Source organism: Mycobacterium sp. NPDC048908 (assembly GCF_043197955.1).
Lineage (GTDB): Bacteria > Actinomycetota > Actinomycetes > Mycobacteriales > Mycobacteriaceae > Mycobacterium.
Genome location: NZ_JBICUE010000006.1, coordinates 64,207 through 83,200, shown reverse-complemented (window position 1 = coordinate 83,200; position 18,994 = coordinate 64,207). Strand labels below are relative to the sequence as shown.

At 65.3% G+C, this 18,994-nt stretch carries 20 protein-coding genes; 5 read left to right on the top strand and 15 right to left on the bottom strand.

The window, feature by feature from the left end; translation table 11 throughout:
• Positions 1–39 precede the first annotated feature (39 nt).
• The 9 genes from ACGFK1_RS17440 to ACGFK1_RS17400 form a co-directional block, all read right to left on the bottom strand.
• Positions 40–891 carry an alpha/beta fold hydrolase gene (locus ACGFK1_RS17440; protein WP_393431503.1) on the bottom strand — a complete coding sequence of 284 codons (852 nt, stop codon included), beginning with the start codon at positions 889–891 and terminating at the stop codon, positions 40–42.
• A complete protein-coding gene (locus ACGFK1_RS17435) occupies positions 888–1,391 on the bottom strand; it encodes an NADPH-dependent FMN reductase (protein ID WP_393432345.1) in 504 nt (167 codons plus the stop codon). Before ACGFK1_RS17435 ends, ACGFK1_RS17440 begins: the two co-directional genes overlap by 4 nt.
• Positions 1,392–1,478: 87 nt before the next feature.
• A complete protein-coding gene (locus ACGFK1_RS17430; protein ID WP_393431500.1) occupies positions 1,479–2,474 on the bottom strand; it encodes a cyclase family protein in 996 nt (331 codons plus the stop codon).
• Complete coding sequence (locus ACGFK1_RS17425; RefSeq protein ID WP_393431497.1) at positions 2,458–3,300, bottom strand: coniferyl-alcohol dehydrogenase; 843 nt, start codon at positions 3,298–3,300, stop codon at positions 2,458–2,460. Before ACGFK1_RS17425 ends, ACGFK1_RS17430 begins: the two co-directional genes overlap by 17 nt.
• Positions 3,293–4,633, bottom strand: a complete 1,341-nt coding sequence (locus ACGFK1_RS17420; protein ID WP_393431494.1) for an LLM class flavin-dependent oxidoreductase — start codon at positions 4,631–4,633, stop codon at positions 3,293–3,295. Before ACGFK1_RS17420 ends, ACGFK1_RS17425 begins: the two co-directional genes overlap by 8 nt.
• Complete coding sequence (locus ACGFK1_RS17415; protein ID WP_393431492.1) at positions 4,630–6,375, bottom strand: FAD-binding protein; 1,746 nt, start codon at positions 6,373–6,375, stop codon at positions 4,630–4,632. The genes ACGFK1_RS17420 and ACGFK1_RS17415 overlap by 4 nt, the downstream gene beginning before the upstream one ends.
• Positions 6,368–7,288 carry a 3-carboxyethylcatechol 2,3-dioxygenase gene (locus ACGFK1_RS17410; protein WP_393431489.1) on the bottom strand — a complete coding sequence of 307 codons (921 nt, stop codon included), beginning with the start codon at positions 7,286–7,288 and terminating at the stop codon, positions 6,368–6,370. Before ACGFK1_RS17410 ends, ACGFK1_RS17415 begins: the two co-directional genes overlap by 8 nt.
• A complete protein-coding gene (locus ACGFK1_RS17405; protein WP_393431486.1) occupies positions 7,236–8,906 on the bottom strand; it encodes a bifunctional 3-(3-hydroxy-phenyl)propionate/3-hydroxycinnamic acid hydroxylase in 1,671 nt (556 codons plus the stop codon). The genes ACGFK1_RS17410 and ACGFK1_RS17405 overlap by 53 nt, the downstream gene beginning before the upstream one ends.
• A 2-nt stretch (positions 8,907–8,908) precedes the next feature.
• Positions 8,909–9,772 (bottom strand): alpha/beta fold hydrolase, encoded by an 864-nt coding sequence (locus ACGFK1_RS17400; protein WP_393431484.1) that lies wholly within the window; start codon positions 9,770–9,772, stop codon positions 8,909–8,911.
• Between the two features lie 132 nt (positions 9,773–9,904).
• Between ACGFK1_RS17400 and ACGFK1_RS17395 the strand changes: the two genes are divergently transcribed.
• Together ACGFK1_RS17395 and ACGFK1_RS17390 are read left to right on the top strand one after the other, a co-directional pair.
• Positions 9,905–10,600, top strand: a complete 696-nt coding sequence (locus tag ACGFK1_RS17395; RefSeq protein WP_393431481.1) for an IclR family transcriptional regulator — start codon at positions 9,905–9,907, stop codon at positions 10,598–10,600.
• A gap of 91 nt (positions 10,601–10,691) precedes the next feature.
• Positions 10,692–12,296: an FAD-dependent oxidoreductase gene (locus tag ACGFK1_RS17390; RefSeq protein ID WP_393431478.1), complete on the top strand. Its 1,605-nt coding sequence runs from the start codon at positions 10,692–10,694 to the stop codon at positions 12,294–12,296.
• 37 nt (positions 12,297–12,333) lie between these two features.
• On the opposite strand, the gene ACGFK1_RS17385 is transcribed toward ACGFK1_RS17390, so the two are convergent.
• The 4 genes from ACGFK1_RS17385 to ACGFK1_RS17370 are packed head-to-tail and all read right to left on the bottom strand — an operon-like array spanning position 12,334 to position 14,725.
• Positions 12,334–12,630 carry a cytochrome C oxidase subunit IV family protein gene (locus ACGFK1_RS17385; protein WP_393431475.1) on the bottom strand — a complete coding sequence of 99 codons (297 nt, stop codon included), beginning with the start codon at positions 12,628–12,630 and terminating at the stop codon, positions 12,334–12,336.
• A gap of 3 nt (positions 12,631–12,633) precedes the next feature.
• Positions 12,634–13,227 (bottom strand): heme-copper oxidase subunit III, encoded by a 594-nt coding sequence (locus ACGFK1_RS17380; protein WP_393431473.1) that lies wholly within the window; start codon positions 13,225–13,227, stop codon positions 12,634–12,636.
• On the bottom strand, positions 13,224–14,018 hold the full coding sequence (locus tag ACGFK1_RS17375) for a hypothetical protein (protein ID WP_393431470.1): 795 nt from the start codon (positions 14,016–14,018) through the stop codon (positions 13,224–13,226). The genes ACGFK1_RS17380 and ACGFK1_RS17375 overlap by 4 nt, the downstream gene beginning before the upstream one ends.
• Positions 14,015–14,725: a hypothetical protein gene (locus ACGFK1_RS17370; RefSeq protein WP_393431468.1), complete on the bottom strand. Its 711-nt coding sequence runs from the start codon at positions 14,723–14,725 to the stop codon at positions 14,015–14,017. The genes ACGFK1_RS17375 and ACGFK1_RS17370 overlap by 4 nt, the downstream gene beginning before the upstream one ends.
• Before the next feature lie 99 nt (positions 14,726–14,824).
• On the opposite strand from ACGFK1_RS17370, the gene ACGFK1_RS17365 reads away from it, so the two are divergent.
• On the top strand, positions 14,825–15,412 hold the full coding sequence (locus tag ACGFK1_RS17365) for a TetR/AcrR family transcriptional regulator (RefSeq protein ID WP_393431465.1): 588 nt from the start codon (positions 14,825–14,827) through the stop codon (positions 15,410–15,412).
• Here the strand turns inward: ACGFK1_RS17365 and meaB are convergent.
• Entirely contained in the window at positions 15,390–16,265 is an 876-nt protein-coding gene (gene meaB / locus ACGFK1_RS17360; protein ID WP_393431463.1) for a methylmalonyl Co-A mutase-associated GTPase MeaB, read from the bottom strand. The genes ACGFK1_RS17365 and meaB overlap by 23 nt on opposite strands.
• A gap of 10 nt (positions 16,266–16,275) precedes the next feature.
• Entirely contained in the window at positions 16,276–17,415 is a 1,140-nt protein-coding gene (locus ACGFK1_RS17355) for a thiolase family protein (protein ID WP_393431460.1), read from the bottom strand.
• A gap of 71 nt (positions 17,416–17,486) precedes the next feature.
• On the opposite strand from ACGFK1_RS17355, the gene ACGFK1_RS17350 reads away from it, so the two are divergent.
• Complete coding sequence (locus ACGFK1_RS17350; protein WP_393431457.1) at positions 17,487–18,251, top strand: SDR family NAD(P)-dependent oxidoreductase; 765 nt, start codon at positions 17,487–17,489, stop codon at positions 18,249–18,251.
• Positions 18,248–18,988: an SDR family NAD(P)-dependent oxidoreductase gene (locus tag ACGFK1_RS17345; protein WP_393431455.1), complete on the top strand. Its 741-nt coding sequence runs from the start codon at positions 18,248–18,250 to the stop codon at positions 18,986–18,988. Before ACGFK1_RS17350 ends, ACGFK1_RS17345 begins: the two co-directional genes overlap by 4 nt.
• Positions 18,989–18,994: the final 6 nt, after the last annotated feature.

Below are 18,994 nucleotides of genomic sequence, written 5' to 3'. Positions count from 1 at the left end.
AGTAGACGTGTGCAAAACGTGCATTTCGACACGACATGTTCAGCCCCATGACGCAGGCACCTTTCGCTGCACCTCGTTGAGAAAGTCCACCAGCAGGTGGTTCACCACCGATGGTTGCTCGATCTGCGGGCAGTGTCCGGCTTTTGGCACCACGCAGGACCGGCCGCCGCCAATCCTGGTTGCGATCTCCGCCGCCCATCCCGGCGGCAGCAGCTTGTCGCACTGGCCCTCCACCACCAGCGTGGGTACGGCGATGCGTCCGTACGGTCGGTCGCTCGACGGCAACGCGGGAGGGTCCAGTCCCGGGCGCCGGAACCGTGCGGCTGCGAGCGCTTCCCATGCGCCCGGCGCGATACTCGACTCGTAGCGTCGGCGCACATAGGCGTCGTCCGCGGCATACCGGGGGTCGTGGAACAGCGCCTCGACGATGCGCCGCATGCCGGAAAGCGTTGCGTCGTAATCGTAGAGCGCCGCGGAGTGCTCGTTGCGTTGGATCTCGCCGCCGCCACAGATCATCACCAACGTGCGCGCGGGCAGTTGCGGGGTATCCGAGGTGGCGTCGACGAACAGGTTCACCGCACCCATCGAATTTCCGACAAAATGCGCCGACTTGACGCCGACCGCATCGCAGAACCGCGCGATGTGCCTGATCCGCATGCCACGCCCGTCGTTGAAGTCGATGACCTTCGCCGATCCGCCGAACCCGAGCATGTCCAGCGCGAGGACGCGGTGGTGCTCCCCGAGTGCGGCGATATTGTGCTCCCACCCGATCTCCGCGGTCACACCGAACTCCCCGCCGTGCAGCAGGACGACCGGATCACCCTGTCCCGCTTCGAGGTACGCCGTGGTGAGCCCGTCGACCTGGATGGTCTTGCGGCAGAAGTCCGTCACGTCGCTTCCCACGCAGCGCGGGCGAACGTCAACAACTGGGTGGCAAGCATGTCGAGTTGGCCGGCCACCCCGGCGTCGACCAGACGTCCCGCGTCGTCCCATATCCGGTCGGCCGAGTTGATCGCAACACCAAGCGGAGTCGGCCATGCCCGCAGCGCGTGACCGATGCTGCGCAGTTGGCCCAGCGTGCCGACCGCCGCCTGCCATCCGTACGCGCAACTGATGCAGCCCCACGGTGTGTTGTCGAGATAGACCCGCGGGTCTTCGCGGAGGTCCTCGATGTAGTCCAGGGCGTTCTTGACGAGTCCAGACACCGCGCCGTGATAGCCGGGGGATCCCACGACGACGGCGTCGGCATCCCGCAGCGCGCTGACCAGTTCGAGCGCCTTGGGTGTGCGTTTCAACTCGTGCGGGGCGTACATCGGCAGATCGAGATCGGGTCCCGCGAAAAACGTGGTCCGGCCGCCCTGTCGTTCGACGGCGTCCAGGCACTGCCGCAGCGCGCGCTCCGTGGACGAGTTGGCCCGTAGTGTTCCGCCAAGGCCAGCGGCGCGCCCCCTGTGGTTGTGCTCGTAGTCATGTCCTACCTACTTGATTGCGATGGGGTTGACCGGGGAGCCGACGGCACCGACCACGCGCAATGGCGGTGCGATGAGCTGGAATTCGTATATCCCGTCTGCGGCGCAGTCGGCGGCCAACTCGGTGAGGTTCCAGTACTCGCCCAACATCAGCCCCATGTCGCGCAGGCACAGCATGTGCATGGGCAGAAAGGTGCCTTCGACACCGTTGGCTGGATCGGGATCCTCCACCATCAGGTTGTCGGCGGCGACCGCGGCGATCCGATGGTCGTGCAGCCAGGACGCGCAGGTCCAGTGCAAGCCTGAACCGGGCTCGGCACCGTCGCCGGTGACGCAGAACCGTGTCCACCACCCGGTGTGCACAACGACGATGTCGCCTTGACCGATCGCAACCCCTTGCGCCTCGGCGATATCGTCGAGTTCGCTTGGGGTGACCGGGATTCCGGGTTCGAGGAACACCCCGGCGCCGCGGTGGCGGACGGCGTCGAGCAGCACGCCGCGCGAGATGATGCCCTTACCATCGACCTTGTCGATGCCGCAGTGGTAGGCGCCGAAGCTGGTCACCGAATCCGCGGGGAACCCGTTGTAGAGCTTGTCCTCGTAGTAGACGTGAGACAGCGCGTCCCACTGCGTCGCGGCCTGCAACGGCATCACGATCATGTCGTCGTTGAATCGGAACGGGTTGTCCACGAAGAACTCGCTGACTTGGTGCGCCACCGAGTTACGCAGCCACTGCGGTCCGAATTCCGCCAGCGTCTTCGCGTCACCGCCATCGACGGTCATCACATGCGTCGGGTTCTGCCGAAACTGGAAGGCACCCTGCGGACCGCCGGAGCCGAAGTCGCCGCCGAGCGAGATGACCTTGCCGCTCCTGACGAGGGCTGCCGCCTCCCGAACCTTGTCGGCGGAGATGAAATTCAGCGTGCCGAGTTCGTCGTCGTCGCCCCAGCGGCCCCAGTTGCGGACATCGTCTGCGAGGCGTCGAAAATCACTCAGGCTGGCCATGGTTCGACTCCGTCCGCCTCTCGTCGATCACGTCGCCGAAAATTCTCTCCGCGACTGAACCACCGTCCACCCAGATCACTTGACCACTGATGTAGCGCGCCGCGTCGCTGTTGAGGAAAACCAGCACGCTCGCCTGCTCATCGGGGCCTGCGACACGACCGAGCGGGGTCTGGAAGGAGTCGAGAAACTCCTGCCCGTAGGCCGACCGCAGTTGATCGAGGATCGGCGTATCGGTGACGCCGGGGCCGGTGCAATTGATGCGGATTCCGTTGGCGCCCAGCGCCCCGACGTTGGCCATGCCGTAGAGGATCAGCGCTTCCTTCGACAGCCGATACCCGCCGCCATCGGCGACTGGCCCGGGGTTGCGTCGGCACCACTCGATGCCGTCGGCCATCGATTCGGTGTCGAGCAGGCCGGCGGTGACCACGGCGTTCTCGCGGAAGGCGGACGCTGCCAGTGAGGACACGTTCGCGATCGCCGACCCTCTCGGCATCCTGGGAACCATCGCCTGGGTTAAATGCCGGGTGCCGAGGAAATTGATCGTGACGACCCGCAGTGGATCCGCAATGCCCGATGACACGCCTGCGATGTTGAACAGCGCATCGACGGGGCCGTCGATACCGGCTACGGCGCGATCAATGGAGACGGCGTCGCCCAGGTCGATTTTGTGAAACTCTTTGAGTTGCACGGCGGGACGTTTCAGGTCCAGCCCCACGACCTCGGCGCCCAACTCCGCGAGCTGCCGCGCGACCTGCTCACCTATGCCCGAGGCACAGCCGGTGACCACGACGCGCTTGCCGTCGTAGCGCCACAGCCCGTCAGTCACTGCTCCTCGCGTCCGCAGAAGGATTCCGGCTGTCCCACCCCTCACCTGACTTCAGCTTCGCCGCGGCCGCTTCGATGCCGGCGTTCATCTCGTCCATCGCCAGTGACACCTCGTTGGCGGTGTAGTTCTCGCGGCCGGTGGGCAGGCCGCCGAACGCGTAGGTCTCGTCGAATGCCGGCGCGTTCGGGGCCGGCCTGCGGGCTTCGGCCTTCTCGAGGATCGGCTCCATGCGTTTGGCCTTCTCGGCGGCCGACTTCTCGTGGCGTTCGATGAACTCGGGCAGCACCTGGGAGCCCATCAGCTCGATCGACTCCATGGTTTCTTCGTGGCGGCGCGGAGTCAGCAACAGAATCAGTTCGTCGACGCCGCTTTCCTCATAGCCGCGCAGGAATTCGCGGACGGTCGCGGGGCTACCGATCGGACCGCGATCCGGACCGTAGACGATGCTGGGATCCTTCTCGATCTCCTCGAGATGCCGCTTCCACACTCCGGTTCGGCCAGGGGTGTGCATGCCGGTCATGTAGTAGTGCATGATGCCGAACGCGAAGAAGCCGCCGCCCTTGCCGAGTCGCTCGATGGCCTGCTCGCCGGTGGGCGCCACCATCATCGACAGATCGCCGCCGATCGCCAGGATGTTCGGGTTCATCTGCGGCGTGACGGGCACGGCGCTCTCTTCGAACTCCTTGTAGTAGCCGTTCACCCGTTCGGTCAGCGGGCCGGGGCCCGTGTAGGCGAAGCTCAGTGCCCCGAGGCCCTTCTGCGCGGCCATCGACACCGACGCGGGTCGGGTGCATGCAACCCACACCGGTGGATGCGGCTTCTGTAGCGGCTTGGGAACCACGTTGCGCGGGGGCATTTCGACGTGCTCGCCCTTGAACCCGGTGAACGGTTCCTCGATCATGCAGCGGATCGATACCTCGAGAGCCTCTTCCCACATCTTTCGCTTGTCGGCGGGATCGATACCGAACCCGCCCAATTCACCTACCGATGAGGACTCGCCGGTGCCGAATTCCACCCGGCCGTTGGAGAGCAGGTCCAGTGTCGACACCCGCTCGGCGACGCGGGCAGGGTGGTTGACGGCAGGTGGCAGGTGCATGATGCCGAAGCCCAGCCGAATGTCCTTGGTGCGCTGGCTCGCTGCGGCCAAGAAGATCTCCGGCGCGGTCGAATGGCAATACTCCTCGAGGAAGTGGTGCTCGGTCAACCAGACCGTGGAAAAGCCCGCCTTGTCCGCCGCCTCCACCTCGTCCAGACCGTCCTGGAAGAGCTTGTGCTCATCATCCGGCGTCCACGGCCGTGGCAGCGGAAACTCGTAGAACAGGGAAATCTTCACTTGCTTCCTCCTTGGAAGATCGAGCGGTTTTGGTGGTCGGTTTCGGGCGTGCGTGCGATGTGGTTGGCGGCGACGTAGCCGAACGTCATTGCGGGGCCGATGGTTGCGCCCGCGCCCGCGTAGCTGCGTCCCATCACGGCGGACGACACATTGCCGACGGCGTAGAGGCCCATGACGACGCTGCCGTCATCGCGGAGCACCCGTGCGAATTCGTCGGTGCGCAGGCCGCCCGATGTGCCCAGGTCGCCGAGGATGACCTGAAACGCGTAGTACGGCGGCTTGCCGAGCGCAGCCAGGTTCGGGTTGGGCAATGTCGGATCGCCGTAGTAGTTGTCGTAGGCGCTGTCACCGCGGTTGAAGTCGTCGTCGTGCCCGTTGCGCGCCATTTGGTTGAACCGCTCCGCAGTTGCACGCAGATTCGCGGCGGGCACCGCGATTTTCGCAGCGAGTTCCTCAAAGCTGTTGGCTTCCTTGACGACACCGGAGTCAAGCCAGGTCTTCGGCACCTTCCATCCGGTGGGCACCGGTGCGAACGGAATCTTCGGGATCGGGAGATGGCCTGCGACCACGTAGCGGTGAAACGACCGGATGTCGGTGACCAGCCAGCACGGGATGTGCGTGACCCCGGAGCGTTGGCCGTCGATCATCGCATGGGCGAAGTCCATGTAGGGCGCCGCCTCGTTGACGAACCGCTTGCCCTCGCCGTTGACCACGAATTGTGACGGCATCATGCGCTCGTTGAGCATGAACTGCAGCCGGCCGTCCGGCCAGCAGATCGCCGGGAACCACCACGCCTCGTCCAGAAGGTCGGTCGCGGCGCCCACCTTCTCCCCCGCTCGGATGCCGTCCCCCGTCGCGGCGGGATTGCCGAAGCTCCAATCCTTCTCGAGCACCGGCAGGTGCTGTCGACGCCAGGCCATGTCGTGGTCGAAACCTCCGCTGGCCAGGATCACACCGCGGCGGGCGTGGATGCGTCGCTGCCTGCCGTCTTGTTCGACCACCGCACCCGTCACCGCACCGTCGACGTCGGTGATCAGTTCCGTCATCTGCGTGCTCAGCCACAGCGGTATGTCCTGCTGCTTGAGCGCCAGGCGCAGTCGGGCGGCAAGGGACTGGCCGATGGCGGCCATCCGGTCGCCGAATACCCGCGCCCGGAACATCCGCCAGATCAGCTTCAGCAACACGGCTTTGCCGCGCCAGTTCTGCCGCACCTGATAGAACAGCCGAAGATCCTTGGGGGCGAACCAGATTCCCTTCGGGGCGAGCGCCAGCGGCTGCAGCAGATGTTGTTCCTCGTCGCCGAGCTTGCGTAGATCGATGGCCGGCACGTTGATGGTGCTGCCGAGTTGGGAGCCGCCGGGCAACTCGGGGTAATAGTCGGCGTAGCCGGGTTTCCACACGAATTCGAACCAGGGGCTGAGGTTCTCCAGGAACTCCATCATCGCGGGTGCGCTGTCGACGTACTGCCGCAGCCGCGCGTCACTGACCAGGCCGCCGGTGATCTGCTTGAGGTACTCGAAGACCCCGTCGGGGTCCGGCATGTATCCCGCCTTGCGCTGGCTCGGGGCGCCGGGCACCCAGATGCCGCCGCCGGACAATGCGGTGGAACCACCGAACTGCGGTGACTTCTCGACGACGAGAGTGTTCAGACCCGCGGCGTCGGCGGCGAGTGCGGCCGTCATCCCACCGCCACCGGAACCGACGACCAGGACGTCGACGGTGTGATCGAACGACTCAGACATCGAGCACCGCCGTCCGGATCGCGAAACCCGCGATCAGCTCCGGCGCTGCGCGATAGAAGCGGTCCCTTGTGGCGTAGTGGCCGTGGGCGGCCAACGCGCCGAACGCCGCCACCCAGGTGCGGATTTCGTGTGCCGAGTGGCCGGCCTCCTTTTCGATCCAGCTGTTCGACCAGGCATCGACCTCGGTCAGCCGGTTGGTGTCGAGCAACTCGAGGAACGCGTGGTCCCAGTCAGGGTTGAGCGGTTGAAGTGGTCCCTTGCCGCCAGCAAATTCCCTGGCCGCCTCCATCACCGCAACCTGCCGGGCCCGCCGCTGCTGCGGGGTCATCGGCTGACCGTGCACGATCCGCTCCAGCGCGGCGGGCGGCGCAGTCGCCAGAGTCGGCACCGGCGGATCATGGGACAGGCCGCCGGATCCGACGAGCAACACGCGTTTACCGAGCGTCGCCACATACGAGCCAACGGCCGCGCCCAGCGCGCGCACCCGGCGCAGCGGTCCCAGTGGTGTCGCGACCGAGTTGATGAAGACCGGGATCACCGGGATGGCCGCGGCGTCGCCGAACAGCTTCTGCAATGGCTGCACAGTGCCGTGGTCGACGTCCATGCTGGCCGAGATCGCCACATCCACACCGGATTCGAGAACCGCCTCAGCGCATCCGGTCGCGATGTGCTGAGGAACGTCGAGCGGTCCAGCGTGGGTGCCGTAGTCACCGACCCCTTGGGCCGCGGTGCCGATGCAGAACGGGGGCATCGTCCGATAGAAGAACCCGTTGTAGTGATCCGGGGAGAAGATCACGACGAGTTCGGGATCGTAAGCCGCAACGAACTCACGCGCGCGAGCGAGCGCCGATTCGATGTCGTCAAGGAGATCCTGCGACGGTCCCGGAAGATTCAGCAGTGGGCTGTGTGACATACAGCAGAGGGCCAGTGGCACCGTTACCTCCTCCCTGGGTCAGACAGAGAACCCTGAACAATGATTCGGACAGTTCGGCCGCGCGCTGCGCGATGCACGCTCCCGCGATGCAGCGGTCGGGACGGAGGAACAGCACGGAGTCGGTGTTGCTGTCGAACCAGGCCTTCAGTGCGCCGGTGCGATCCCCGACGATCACCACGTCCCGGTCGTCGTGTCCGGTCCAGTGCAACTGAGTCATCGGCCGAGCGGCAACGAATGTGGCTCCCAACGCTTTCCACCTGTCGAACACGTCGTCGCCGAGGAACGCGCGGGGGTTGTTGCTCCAGCACAGCACCGCGAATCCCGGTCCGAGCACGTCGTCGAGCAGCACGTTCTGCGCGTCGCGGGTGTCAACGCGTGGCTGGACGAACAGGGTTCCCGTCGGCGACGTCTGGTCGCCGGTGTGAACCACGGCGCCCTCCCTGTAGCGCGGCATCGGCTTGAACCTCATCTCGAGGATGTACCGCTTGAGTGTGGGCACCACCGAAGCGGCATGGATGACACGGTCGCGCAGCGCAGCCACTCGCCGATTCGTCGGCGAAATGACTCGTCCCACAAGGGTGGACAAGTCGATCATCGCGCGCGCATGCCTTCGTCGTTCGACGTCGTAGCTGTTCAATAGGGCATCCTCTGCGTGCCCCTTGACCACGGCGGCCAGCTTCCAGCCCAGGTTGGCGGCATCGCGAATGCCGCTGTTGTAGCCCTGGCCCTGCCACACCGGCATCAGGTGCGCAGCGTCGCCGGCCAGCATCAGCCTGCCCTTTCGGAAGGCCCCGGCGATGCGCGAGTGGTGGGTGTAGACGCGGTGCCGGATGATGTCGACACGCTCCGGATGCGGCACCAGGTGCGACAGCATGCGCCTGACGAACTCCGGATCCTGGGCCACTTCGTCGGGCTCGTCGCCGTGAATCATGAACTCGAAGCGCCGAATTCCGTGTGCGATCGAGATCGAGACGTACGGTCGCGCGGGGTCCGCGCCCACTTCGCTGTTGGGATGGCCGAGCGGATCATTCGCGCAGTCGATCACCAGCCAGCGCGTCGAGGAGGTGGTGCCGTCGAACGACACTCCCATCAGACGGCGGGTGACGCTTCGGCCGCCATCGCACCCGACGACATACCGGGCCCGCACGGGTTCGCCGCCGTCCGCGAATTCGACCGTGACATGGTCGTCGGACTCCCTGCAGGATTCCATCCGCCGGTTCCACGCCGTCTCGACGTGGTCGAATCGTCCAAGTCCTGCGAGCAATTCGGCGTCGACCATCGGTTGCACGAAGCCGTTGCGCTTCGGCCACCCGAACCGGGCGTCGGGTGGTGCCATCTCGGCGAGCAGTCTGCGCTTGGCGTCGAAGAACCGCAGAATCTGGTTGGGCACGGTGTGCGGCAGAATGCGGTCGGCAAGGCCGATCGACTGGAACGTCCGAATCGCCTCGTCGTCGAGGCCGACGCCGCGGGGATAGTCGATCAGCGACGGCCGTTCGTCGACCACCAGGGTGCGAACGCCCTGCAGCCCAAGGATGTTGGCCAGGGTCAGGCCGACGGGGCCCGCCCCGACGATGACGACATCCGTGTGGCCGCCCATGATCAGCGGCCCAACAGGAAGTCGAGATGCAGTGCGTTGAATGTCTTCGGGTCCTCGTACTGGGGCCAATGCCCACACCCCGGCATCACCTCAAACCGTGCACCGGGAATCATCGACGCGATGCGGCGGCCCTCATCGACGTCGGCGGTCGGATCGTCACTGGTCCACACCACCAGCGTGGGCGCGGTGATTGAACCGTACTCGGCAGGCCCGAGCAGGTTCTTGGCGCGGATCTCCGGATCCTGCAGCGCCATGATGTCTTTCATCGCTGCGGCAAACCCCGGCTGTCGGTAGACGCGCTGCCTGCTCGCCACGATGTCGTCGTAGCCTTTCGACTTGTCGGCCATCAGCCACTTGATGCGTGCCTGCACGGTCTCCCACGTCGGGTTCTCGGCGGCGGCCATCGACAGCGTGACGATCCGCTTCATCACCTCCGGGTCGGCCTGCGAGCCGCCCGCGGTGTTGAGCACCAGTCGGTCGATGCGGTCGGGGTGGTCGGCGGCGGCACGTGCGGCGACCCAGCCGCCGAGTGACTCGCCGCTGACGTGCGCGCGTTCGGCGCCGATCGCGTAGAGGAATGCCATCAGGTGGTCGACGTAATGCCGCACCTCCAACGGGTGGCCCGGCTTGTCGGTGTAGCCGTGGCCCAGCATGTCGATCGACCAGGTGGAGAAGTGCTCGGCATGTGCGTCGAGGTTCCGCACATATGCCTCGGCGTGTCCGCCCGAGCCGTGCAGGAACACCAACGCGGGTTTGGCGGGGTCACCGGCGTGCAAGTAGCGGGTGCGCACTCCGCCCGCGTCGAGGAACCCCTGTGTGAACGGGACGCCCTGCAGATCGCCCCACACGCTCTCGTGCTCCGCCACCCCTGACCTCTCTTGACGCCGAGAATGCAATTCTCGTATTTTGTAAGCACTCTGCTCATTTATCGCACATTTATGTGCACTATAGTCAGAGCATCACTCTCACGGAGTGAATCTGTCAAGGAAGGGGCCGCCATGACGCCGGAGGGCGAGGCCCAGAACGGTGCGCCCGGTTCGCAGACGTTGGCCAGGGGTTTGACCGCACTGCAACTGGTCGCCGCGGCGCGCACGGGGTTGACGGTCCAGCAGGTCGCCGACGATATCGGCGTGCATCGAACGATCGCGTATCGCCTGCTCAACACGCTCGCGCAGTTCAAAATGGTGGCCAAGGGCGAAGATGGTCGATACCGGTCAGGCGCCGGGTTGGCGGTGTTGGGCGCGTCGTTCGACAACAATGTCCGACAGTTGAGCGTGCCGACACTGCGCAAACTGGCCGACGAACTCGGCACGACGGTGTCGCTATTGGTGGCCGAGGGTGATCAGCAGGTGGCGATCGCGGTGATCGTGCCGAGCAAGGTCTTCTACCAACTGTCCTTCCATGAGGGCAGTCGATATCCGCTGGAACGAGGCGCCGCGGGAATCGCACTGCTGGCCAGCATGCCGCCGCGCCCTGGCGAACGGGACCTGGTTCCCCTTGCGCGCCAACAGGGTTGGGTCATCACCCATGGCGAGGTCGAGCCCAATACGTACGGCCTGGCCGTGCCGGTGCGGCGCAGGCCGCCGTCGCCGCCGACGTGCATCAATTTGATCTCACATCGCGAGGACGTGGTGATCGACGGCAGGGACGCGGTGATCAAGGCCGCCGACGAACTCTCCGCGACCCTCAGTTGAAAGGAGCGTCGAACGTGAGCTTTTGTGCGGGATCTCGCAGATTTCTGAGGCGCAAACCCACGTTCGGCGTGCGCGACGAAGGGAGACAGCCGTGAGCGACTGGGACACCGAGGTCGATGTGGTCGTGTTGGGAAGCGGTGGGGCCGGCCTGACGGCGGCGCTGACCGCGGCGAGCACCGGGGCGTCGGTCGCCGTTTACGAGAAGGCCGCGACCGTTGGTGGCACGACCGCTGTTTCGGGTGGCATCGTGTGGATTCCCGCCCATTCGCGGTCGGTCGACGGTGAGTTGCCGGTCGAGGACGCGATGGCATATCTGCGCGCACAGTCGCTCGGATTCATGGACGACGACCTGATGGAAACGTTCGTCCGCACCGGTGCAGAAATGCTGGATTACGTTGAGGAGCACAGCGAACTGCAGTTCGAAATCGCCGATGGCTTTCCGGATTACAAGCCGGAACTACCCGGCGGGCGACCCGGCGGCGGTCGGTCGCTGAACGCCAAGCCGTTCGATTTGGCGCGGCTGGGCGACTGGCGCGACCGAATCACCAGCTTTCCGGCGGATTTCAGCAACGTCGGCATCGACGCCGAGACGCGCGCCCGAATCCATGCGTCGGTAAACAGCGAGTCGGGCGACTACTGCGTGGCAGGCACCGCATTGATCGCCGGATTGTTGAAGGGACTGCTCGACGCCGACGTGGTGCCGCGGACGAATGCCCGCGCCGTCGAACTGTTCGCCGACGCCCTCGGCATCACGGGCGTGCGGATCAATGTGGATGGTACGGAGATTCGCGTGCGCGCCGGACGCGGGGTGGTGCTGGCCACCGGTGGGTTCGAGTGGGACTCGCGGCTCGTCGAGGCCTATCTGCGCGGGCCCATGCGCGGGGCGGTGTCGCCTCCGAACAACACCGGCGACGGGTTGCGCATGGCGATGGCACACGGCGCCGACCTCGCGAACATGGGCGAGGCGTGGTGGGTGCCGATCGTGCAGCTGCCGGACGACACGTTCCAGGGGCACCCGCGCAGCCGCAGCGTGCGGTTGGAGCGGACCCGGCCGCGAAGCATCATCGTCAACCGGGCGGGCAACCGGTTCCTCAACGAGGCGGGTGAATACAACTCGATGGCGGGGCCGTTCCAATACCTCGACCCACGCGCCGGGTACGCGAACGACCCGGCGTGGATCGTCTTCGACTCACAGCATCTCAAGCGGTACGGCTTCCTCGGCGTGCTGCCCGGCGACGAAGCGCCCGAGTGGTTTTCGCCGTCGGCCGATCTCGCCGAACTAGGCGCCAAGACCGGTATCGACCCCGACGGCCTCGCGCGCACGCTGGCGGCGTGGAACGACAACGTGGTACACGAGACCGATCCCGACTTCGGCCGCGGCTCGAGTGCTTACGACGGCTACTGGGGTGACGCCACGGCGTCCACCACGGCAGGTAAGACGCTGGGGCCCATCGACACCGCCCCGTACTACGCGGTGCAGGTGTCGATCGGCGCGATGGGCACCAAGGGTGGTCCCCGCACCGACCGCGACGGCCGCGTGCTGCACGTGAACGGTTCGGTCATCCCGGGGTTGTTCGCCGCGGGCAACGCAATGGCCGGTGCGACGGGCAAGGCCTACGGCGGCGCGGGCGGAACACTGGGCCCGGCAATGGTGTTCGGCTATCGGGCGGGACGGGCAGCGGCAGCGCACTCCTAGCCCGTTCCGAGCGCGAGCAGACACAAACTCGCCGGAGTCAGCCGACCACTGCCGAGCCGATGACGTAACTGCCCAGCAAGCACGCTGCCATCAGCACCACCCAGCCATCGGTGAGTCGACGCAGCAACACCGGAGCGTGCCGTACCTCCATGAACTCGCGAAAGATGATGCGCACCTTCACCAGGGCGATGACGATCGCGCTCACCGTGACCACGGTGCTCGCCCTCAGCATCCCGTCGTCATCGGCAGAGTGGTCCAGCCACACGTAGACCAGTGTCATCGCGGTGAGCACCAGCCAGACGATCGCCAGCCTCTTGTTGAACCTTCCGCTCACTGCTCACCTCACGACGTAGATCAACGCAAAAATCAGGACCCATAGGAAATCGACTGTGTGCCAATAGGTGGCGCAGGTCTCCACCAGCTGCTGTGACCGCCGCCTCGGACTCCACAACTGGCACACCGCGACACCCATCACGATGAAGCCGATCAGTAGATGAATCAGGTGGATCGACGTCAGAAAGAAGAAATGCTGGAAGAATTCGTTGCTGGTGAACGTGTTTCCGAGCCGAGCCTCCTTCGTCCACTCGATGATCTTCGACACCAGGAACGCGACGCCGAAGCCGATGGTCAGGAAGGCACCCCTCAGCGCGTCGCGGTAGAGACCTTCACGAGACGCTTGAACGCAGCGGGCGATCGCCCACGAACTCAACAGCAAGACAACGGTGTTGAAAACGCCGAAGCGCAGATCCAGCGCGGCCTGCGACTGCAGATAGAGTTCGCGGTTCTGGATGCGACCGATGAGGTACACAGAGAAGTAACCCGTGAAGAGCAGCGATTCGAACAGGACGAACACCCACATGTCCGGCTGCCCGGGCACGAATCTGTGGCGGTCGGTCTGCTCCGTTGAAGAGTCTTGCTGGAGGTGCGTCATTGCATCGCGCCCACCGAGTCCGGTTGAAAGCGTGCGGATTTGGGTGGTAGATCAGGCAGCGGGCCGACGCCGAAGTCCTCACGTTCGATCATCTTCCTCAGCAACACGATGAAGCAGGCGGTGTAGGTGAGGAACACCACCATGTTGATCCACCATGCGATCGCGCCGTTCCAGGCGAACACCCCACGTTGGAAGATCCACGCCGGCGCGACGACGACCTCGGTCAACGCATTGCAAAGGCCCAGGTATCCGAACCACTTGGGGAACACCCGGTTCTTGTCGATCAAAATGGCCACCAACCAGACCACCGAACCGACCATGAACACGCCCATGGTGCCGCTGAACGACAGAAACGCGAAGTCGAAGAGCCACTGGATCATCGCAGGATCGCGGTCCGGTCGCAGGGCGCCGACGGTCATCGCGATGGCCATGACCAGCATGCCAGGGATGGCGCTGAGCGAGTACATGACGAGGTATGAATATCCGTACACCCGACTCACCGACATGCGTCGCATCGAGTACGCGAGAAGAGCATTCATCGGCGCGCACATGCCGGAGATGAGGAACACTATGCCGAATCCGGCGAGAATTCCGTCGTGCCTGGCGTCGAACCACGCCACGACCATCGGTGTGCTCCAGGCCGGGCTTGGCGGCGGCTGGACACGGGTGACGAGGAAGAACAGCACGCCGTAGAGGTTGTAGAAGATCACCATCACCCACCACGCGAACCACAGTTCGCGTTTGGGATTGTTCCAACCGCTCCTGACGAGCCTGCTCAGCGCGGAGTTCATGCGGCAGCCACCGGCTCGCCGGCGCGTCGGCGCATGATCGTTTGAGCCAGAACGATTCCCATGACCACGATCCAAACGGCGATCGCGATGTTCTTGACCCAGAACGACAGCAAGCCGTCCCACGCCAACGGACCACTGAACGTCAGCGCGGTGAAGGCGGCAGGCGCCAACGCGACCGCGACGACTACGTTGAAGTGTGCCACCCACATTTTGAAAACGGGTTCCTCTTGACGGTCCCAGTAGATCGCCAGCGCCAGCAGCAGGCATTGCGCGATGAGGTACGAGACCAGGACGGTGAAGGTGACCCAAGCGAGGTCGTTGAGCAGTTGCGTCAACTCTGGCGAGCGCTCCGGCCGGAAGGCACCGAGAAGCCAGAACATGTTGGCGATCAGGAAAAGACAGGGCGGTCCACCGGCACAGGCGATCAGGCTGTACGACAGGATCGGCGTCCGGTGCGCCATCCGGCGCACCTGCATCGCCAACAAGATGACGGTGGGGATCAGGCCGACACCAAACCAGTTGAACAAGATCATGCTGTAGCGGATCCGCGCGGTCTCATCGCGATAGAACTCGGCCACCGCGTCCGCCGACATCGTTGGCGACATGGGGTGGCCGAAACCGGGAAAGAGGAAAAACGCGGAGACCCAGATGATTCCGATCACAGGTAACGCCCATAGCAAGATCAACTCGCCGTCAGTTCGTCTCATCGTCGAACCCTCTTCGCAGATAGCGTCGGTTGCCGATCGGCAACTTGGACGGTAGCCGATCGGCAACCGGGCGGTCAATCCTCGGCTACCCTCGGCGCTGTGACGTCAACGCGAGAGGGCAGGTTCAGCGCCATCACGCGCACGGCAGCGCAAACCCGTGTGCTGGACGCCGCACTGAAACTGATCTCCGAGCACGGCGTCAGCGGGACATCGCTGCAGATGATCGGCGACGAGATGGGTGTGACGAAGGCGGCGGTCTACCGCCAGTTCAAGACCAAGGAAGAGATTGTCATCGCGATCACCGAGCGGGAGATGAGCAAGCTCGAAGACGCGGTCGAAGCCGCCGAGGCGGAAGGTCATCCGCTTCGAGCCCGGGAGGTTCTGCTCGATCGAATGATCGAGCAGGCCATCGACCGCAGAGGCGAGTTCAGCGTTCCACTGTTCGATCCGGTCATCATTCGGCTGCAGGCGGAGTACGAGCCATTTCAGCGGTTCATCGAACGCCTCTATGCGGCGCTGCTCGGCACGGAGGTAGGGGTGGAAGCGCGATTGCACGCAGCGATGCTGTCGAGCGCCATCAGCGTCGCCGTGATGCACCCCCTGCTTGCCGACGTCGACGGCAAAACACTGCGCGCCCAACTCAAAGAGATGACACGCCGGATGATCAACCTACCCGCGTCGGATTGATGAGTTGCTCGGCAGCGGTGTAGGGATCATCGCCACCCTCGGCGACAAGTTTGGCCAATCGATCCACATCCGGATGATTGCGCAACAGTGTTTGCGCCAACGACAGGATCTGCGCCCTGGCGCGCGCGGTTCGCCGTTCCACACTGTCAGCGCGGTGGTGTTCCTCGATTGAGTCGACCAGTTCCGCGATGCCGAGGCTCTGGGCGGCAACGAGTTTGAGTATCGGTGCCATCGTCTCGGCGCGCAGATCGCGCACTGTCTGGTCGGCGCCGTCGCGGTCGGCCTTGTTCACCACGACGATGTCGGCCACCTCGAGCAGGCCCGCCTTCGCGGCCTGAACCGCGTCGCCGGCACCGGGATTGAGAATGACGATGGTCGGGTCGGCGATGGCGGCGATCTCGATTTCCGACTGTCCGACCCCGACGGTCTCCAGCACGATCAGGTCGAACGACAGCGCGGCAAGCAGCCTGATAGCGGCGGGCACGGCCGCGGCCAAGCCGCCCAGATGTCCGCGGGTGGCCACCGAGCGGATCAGTACGTCGGAGTCGTTGATGTGCGCGGTCATTCGGATCCGGTCGCCGAGCAGCGCACCCCCGCTGTAGGGAGAGGACGGGTCGACGGCAAGCACGGCCACCCGCATGTCGCGCTCGCGGTAGGCACCGACCAAAGCCCCGACGGTCGTCGACTTACCCGCGCCCGGCGGCCCCGTCACACCGACGATGCGGGGCGTCGCAGTCGGTCCGAGAGCGTCGAGAACCTCGGTGCGGCGCTCACTTTCCACAAGGCTCAGCAGTCGCCCGGCCGCTCGGGTCGACCCGTTGCGCGCCGCAGCGATGAGCTCGTCGATGGTCATCGATCTCAGTCTAAGGAGCCGGAACCTCGATCACTGTCGCGCTGCCCATCCCGCCACCGGCGCACATCGCCGCGACCCCGATCCCACCGCCCCGCCTGCGCAGTTCGTGCACGAGCGTGACGAGCATCCTGGCACCGGTCGCCGCGACAGGATGGCCGAGCGAACAGCCGCTGCCGCTGGGGTTGACCTTGCCGGGGTCGAGGTCCAACAGCTTGATGGTGGCCACGCACATGGACGCGAACGCCTCGTTGATCTCGAACAGGTCGACGTCGGCGAGGGAAAGGCGGGCTCGGTCAAGTGCTTTCGGGATCACCTCGACAGGCGCAAGCCCTGTCGACGCCGGATCGACGCCGACGGACGCCCATGACCGGATCGTGGCCAACGCCGGCAACCCGAGCCGATCACTCGCGATACCAAGAATCGCGGCGCCGTCATTACCGCCGCATGCATTGCCCGCGGTGATGGAGAACCCTTCGATCTCGGGATGCAGCGGCTTGAGCGCGGCCAGTTTTTCGATGCTGGTGTCGCGCCGCGGATGCTCGTCGACCTCGAACAGGCCGTGCCGCGTTTCGATCGACACGATCTCGTGCTTGAACCGTCCTTCATCGATGGCCTGGATCGCCTTGCGATGCGAGCCGAGCGCCCACTCGTCCATCTCCTCGCGCGAGACCCCCGCCTTCACCGCGGCGTTCCAGCCGACCGTGATCGACATGTCCATGTTCGGCGCGTCGGGCCGGTTGGGATGCGTGGGTGGGAACCAGTCCACCGTCTCATCGCCCTCACGTCGTTTGAATCGCGGCGACGTCGACGCAGAGTTCACGCCTCCGGCCAGGATCAGGCGATCCATGCCTGCTCGGATGCTCGCCGCGGCGCTCTGCACGGCGGCCTGGCCGGCGGCACAGTGCCGGTTGACGGCCAGGCCCGGCACCGACGGGAGTCCGGCCGTGATCGCTGCGTGGCGAGCGACGACGCCGCCGCCGTAGAGGCCCTCCCCCAGGACGACGTCGTCGATCGGGGCGCCCCCGACCTCGGACACCGCCGCGCCGACGACGTGCTCTGCAAGCTGGTAGGCGTCGGTGTCGCGCAGTGTGCCCTTCATCGCGGTGCCGATCGGCGTGCGCAGTGCGGACACAATGACGGCTTCTGGCATGGGAACTCTCCGTTCTGATGAGAATGCTATTCTCTCAGTCCGAGAGTGCCAGTTGCAAGAAGGGGAACCACATGCAAATCGCAGGTAGCTCGTCGATCGTTGTGGGTGGGGCGGGCGGCCTCGGTGAGGCAACCGTGCGGCGCCTGCATGCGGCCGGTGCCAAAGTGGTCGTCGCCGACCTCGCCGACGACAAGGGCAAAGAACTCGAGAGCGAGCTGGGCGTGCGCTACGTCCGGACCGACGCCACGTCGGAAGAGTCGGTCAACGCGGCGATCGCGGAGGCGTCGTCGCTGGCTCCGCTGCGCATCTCCGTCGACACCCACGGCGGACCCGCGAGCGGCGGCCGGTTGATCGGCAAGGACGGTTCTCCGCTCGATCTCGACGGCTTCAAGAAGACGATCGAGTTCTATCTCACGGCGGTGTTCAACGTGATGCGGTTATCGGCCGCCGAGATCGCAAAGTCCGAACCGCTGGAGGAGGGCGGCTGCGGCGTCATCGTCAATACAGCGTCGATCGCAGGATACGAGGGTCAGATCGGGCAACTCCCCTACTCGGCGGCCAAGGGCGGTGTGCTCGGGATGACGCTTGTCGCCGCACGTGACCTGTCCCCGTTGGGGATTCGCGTCGTCACGATCGCGCCGGGCACCATCAACACCCCGGCGTACGGGAAGGCGGCTGACCAGCTCGAGCAATACTGGGGCCAGCAGATCCCCTTCCCCAAGCGCATGGGCCGGTCAACGGAGTACGCGCAGTTGGCGCAGAGCATCATCGAAAACGACTATCTCAACGGCGAAATCATTCGCCTGGATGGGGCGCTGCGGTTCCCGCCGAAATGACACTCGACGGCAAGGTGGCCTTCGTCGCCGGTGCCAGCAGGGGCATCGGGGCGACCGTCGCAGAAGCACTTGCGCGCGAGGGCGCGGCGGTGGCGGTGGCGGCGCGCTCTGAACGAGAAGGCAAGGTGCCAGGCACGATCCACGCCGTCGCCGACAGGATCACCTCGGCGGGCGGCCGCGCGTTGCCTGTGCATTGCGACGTCACCAGCGAGGAGTCCGTTGAAACCGCGGTAGCACAGACCGTTTCGGAGCTTGGCGGGATCGACATCCTGGTCGCCAACGCAGGCGTGCTGTGGTTGGGTCCGATCGAATCCACGCCGTTGAAGCGCTGGCAACTGTGCCTGAACGTCAACTTGACCGGGGTGTTCCTGGTGACGAAGGCCGCCGTCCCGTACGTCAAGGCCCGCGGCGGCGGGTCGCTGATCGCGATCACGACGACCGGCGTCGGCATGATCGAACGCGGCTCGAACGCCTACTGGGTGTCCAAAGCCGGCGTCGAGCGGTTGTATCTCGGTCTGGCCGCAGAGCTCGAGGCCGACAACATCGCGGTGAACTGCCTGAGCCCGTCGCGGGTGGTGCTCACCGAGGGCTGGCAAGCCGGTGGCGGCGGCGTGGAGATTCCGGCAGAGATGGTCGAGCCGCCGGAGGCGATGGCGAATGCGGCGGTGTTGTTGGCGCAACAGGATGCCAGCGGCATCACCGGCACCGTGCAGCGCTCGGAAGAATTCGTCGGTTGACGGAAA

What these genes read in the sequence shown, in the direction of transcription:
- ACGFK1_RS17430 (WP_393431500.1), bottom strand. Translation starts at nt 2,474, where the DNA reads ATGGCCAGCCTGAGTGATTTTCGACGCCTCGCAGACGATGTCCGCAAC.
- ACGFK1_RS17415 (WP_393431492.1), bottom strand. Translation starts at nt 6,375, where the DNA reads ATGTCTGAGTCGTTCGATCACACCGTCGACGTCCTGGTCGTCGGTTCC.
- ACGFK1_RS17410 (WP_393431489.1), bottom strand. Translation starts at nt 7,288, where the DNA reads ATGTCACACAGCCCACTGCTGAATCTTCCGGGACCGTCGCAGGATCTC.
- ACGFK1_RS17405 (WP_393431486.1), bottom strand. Translation starts at nt 8,906, where the DNA reads ATGGGCGGCCACACGGATGTCGTCATCGTCGGGGCGGGCCCCGTCGGC.
- ACGFK1_RS17395 (WP_393431481.1), top strand. Translation starts at nt 9,905, where the DNA reads ATGACGCCGGAGGGCGAGGCCCAGAACGGTGCGCCCGGTTCGCAGACG.
- ACGFK1_RS17380 (WP_393431473.1), bottom strand. Translation starts at nt 13,227, where the DNA reads ATGACGCACCTCCAGCAAGACTCTTCAACGGAGCAGACCGACCGCCAC.
- ACGFK1_RS17375 (WP_393431470.1), bottom strand. Translation starts at nt 14,018, where the DNA reads ATGAACTCCGCGCTGAGCAGGCTCGTCAGGAGCGGTTGGAACAATCCC.
- ACGFK1_RS17370 (WP_393431468.1), bottom strand. Translation starts at nt 14,725, where the DNA reads ATGAGACGAACTGACGGCGAGTTGATCTTGCTATGGGCGTTACCTGTG.
- meaB (WP_393431463.1), bottom strand. Translation starts at nt 16,265, where the DNA reads ATGACCATCGACGAGCTCATCGCTGCGGCGCGCAACGGGTCGACCCGA.
- ACGFK1_RS17355 (WP_393431460.1), bottom strand. Translation starts at nt 17,415, where the DNA reads ATGCCAGAAGCCGTCATTGTGTCCGCACTGCGCACGCCGATCGGCACC.
- ACGFK1_RS17350 (WP_393431457.1), top strand. Translation starts at nt 17,487, where the DNA reads ATGCAAATCGCAGGTAGCTCGTCGATCGTTGTGGGTGGGGCGGGCGGC.
- ACGFK1_RS17345 (WP_393431455.1), top strand. Translation starts at nt 18,248, where the DNA reads ATGACACTCGACGGCAAGGTGGCCTTCGTCGCCGGTGCCAGCAGGGGC.